Raw genomic sequence first — 2,448 nt, 5'->3', positions numbered from 1 at the left:
GCTTCCGTGATGTCGAAATGGTAATAATCTCCCTGGCCTTTTAGCATCTGTTCTATCCCTTCTCTGATCATCCAGTGGTCATCTGCTATCAATACACTTATCTTTTTTTCAGACCGGCCTTTCATCATACAGTATAATTAATAGGTTATCGGCAAAGTGATTTTAAGTTTTGTACCTCTCCCCTCGCTACTGCGGATGATAATCTCTCCTGTGTGCGATACGATACGGGATTTCATATTTTGAAGTCCCATCCCTTTTCTAATCTTACCGGGTATAAAGCCCTTCCCGTTATCCTGCAGCAACACGGAAACATGATCGGTACCATGATCAAATTCCAACATGATAACCGAGCACTGGCTGTGGCGAATCGAATTGTTGATAAATTCCTGTATTACCCGGTAAACATCCACTGCCATCTCCTTGGATAAATTTGGGAAAGAATCGTCTGACTTAAGCTGAAAAGTCACCTGGTTTGTCAGTTCGGTGTACCGGCAGAGTTCCTTTACGGCCTGGAGTAACCCGAATTCTACCAGCGTTTTCGGAAGCAGGTTGAAACAGATATCCCGCATATCAGAGATAATCTGATCCAGCGCATGGTCAGATTTTTCCAGTAGTATTTTCTCTTTAGTGTCCTTGCATCTTTCGCCGATAGAAGAGATAGAAAACTTTACGCCGGCCAGTTCCTGGCCCAGGCTGTCATGAAGATCCCGCGCCAGGCGCTGACGTTCTTCTTCCTGCGTATCAATGATGGCACGGATGACACGATTTTCGTTCTCTATTTGCCTGGTACGGTCTTTAGCAATGATCAGTATGCCGCTTTTTTTACCATGATCACCGGTCAGGTAGGAAGCGCTGATATGAACAGGTAACTGGTTACCTGCGCTTGTTTTGAAATAATAATCTTTGTGCAGCTTTTCTCCCGGTTGTTTCAGATCCCTTAATATATCTTCGGTGATGGAATCCTGTCCATCACTTGACAACTCGTCCACCTTTATGCCCAGTAATGCGTCCTTTAAATAACCCAGTTGATCATAAACCATTCGATTGGTATCTATAATATGGCCCGATTTATCCAGGACGAATATCATATCGGATACCGAATGGAAAATGTTATTAAAATAGTTCCGGGAAATAGTCACAGCTTTCAGTTCCTGCCCGACCATATTGATGCTTTCGGCAATAGCATCCAACTCATCATAGCGGTTGCTGATCTTAATGCTGCAGTTAAAATTACCGGCGGCATAAGCGCTCAAGGTGTTGATCATTTGTTTGAAACGCAAATCCACAGTTGCAAGATTATTTTTTTTCATTAACAAATTTACACAACCATTTGATGGCTGAGTCCTCATGAGAAAAAACCCGGGTCGGCATCGGAGGTTTACGAACATGGAGAAAAAAGCTGCCGAGCGCCCAGTCGAAAGGATTACAAGGAACCATAGCTGCGGCAATCAATCCCCAGGTACCTTCCGGAGAGGCAAAAAAATCCCGTGCTTTTTTATCTATTGTCATGTGGCCTTCCGACCGGATCAGCGTCGCCACGGGCTTGAATTCCATGAAATCAAGCCGGCTTTGCACGATCTGCCTGGCAATAGCAAGGTTGACTTTTAACCCTTTTTTATAGGTGGCAATCAACAGTCCGTCCCGTAAAAGAAAATGAACAAAAGGTGTGTCTGACTCGGTTTTCATAGGAGTGGGTATCAATAAGTTAAAGATGTAATGGAAAGGGCTTTCCATATTTATATGGAGACTCTATTCCATAAAGTTAAGGAATAAAAATCAATACTTATGAGGTTGTTAGTGAATCGCTCAATTCCAAATATTGCATTTTCAGGATTAAGCGTCTTGTATGCGGAAAGGAAATGCTTTTGTAGATACGGTAAGCCGGATTGTCGCCGAGGGTATGCAACATGGGATCGTGCATCTCTATACAGAGGATGAACGGTTCACAGGCAATGCCGTTACGTTGCGAGGGAAACGGGTTGTCAATTTCGGTTCGTGCAGTTACCTGGGACTGGAATTCGATCCCCGGTTGAAGCAGGCCGCGCAGGATGCTATAGAGCGTTATGGCACACAGTTTTCTGAATCCAGGGCCTATGTGTCGCTGACATTGTATAAAGAATTGGAGGAACTGCTGGAGAGAATGTTTGAAGCTCATTGTGTCATAACCCCGACAACTACCCTGGGACACATAGCCGCTATACCGGCGTTGGTCAATGATGAGGATGCAGTGATTATCGATCAGCAGGTACACAACTCAGTACAAACGGCTGTCAATCTCCTGAAACCTCGTGGCATACACGTGGAGATTGTCCGCCACAGCAGGATGGACCTGCTGGAAGAACGTATCATTGCATTACAGGCAAAGCATGCGAAAATATGGTACCTGGCGGATGGCATTTACAGCATGTTCGGAGATGAATGCCCCATCAGAGTTATCTACCGGTTGCT

Annotated in this window: 3 protein-coding genes; 1 reads left to right on the top strand and 2 read right to left on the bottom strand. The window is 44.7% G+C overall.

From position 1 onward, the window contains the following. Positions 1-137: 137 nt before the first annotated feature. Positions 138-1,388, bottom strand: coding sequence for a PAS domain S-box protein (locus tag EPN29_13915; protein TAN31241.1), 1,251 nt, complete (start codon positions 1,386-1,388; stop codon positions 138-140). Next, positions 1,297-1,686, bottom strand: coding sequence for a hypothetical protein (locus EPN29_13910; protein ID TAN31240.1), 390 nt, complete (start codon positions 1,684-1,686; stop codon positions 1,297-1,299). Before EPN29_13910 ends, EPN29_13915 begins: the two co-directional genes overlap by 92 nt. 160 nt (positions 1,687-1,846) lie before the next feature. Between EPN29_13910 and EPN29_13905 the strand changes: the two genes are divergently transcribed. Beyond that, positions 1,847-2,448: pyridoxal phosphate-dependent aminotransferase family protein (locus EPN29_13905; protein ID TAN31239.1), on the top strand; the 602-nt coding region annotated here is incomplete at its 3' end.

The organism is bacterium (genome assembly GCA_004299235.1).
Classification (GTDB): Bacteria; Chloroflexota; Dormibacteria; order Dormibacterales; family Dormibacteraceae; genus SCQL01.
This window is presented reverse-complemented; position numbering and strand designations above follow the sequence as displayed.

What these genes read in the sequence shown, in the direction of transcription:
- EPN29_13910 (TAN31240.1), bottom strand. Translation starts at nt 1,686, where the DNA reads ATGAAAACCGAGTCAGACACACCTTTTGTTCATTTTCTTTTACGGGAC.
- EPN29_13915 (TAN31241.1), bottom strand. Translation starts at nt 1,388, where the DNA reads ATGTTCGTAAACCTCCGATGCCGACCCGGGTTTTTTCTCATGAGGACT.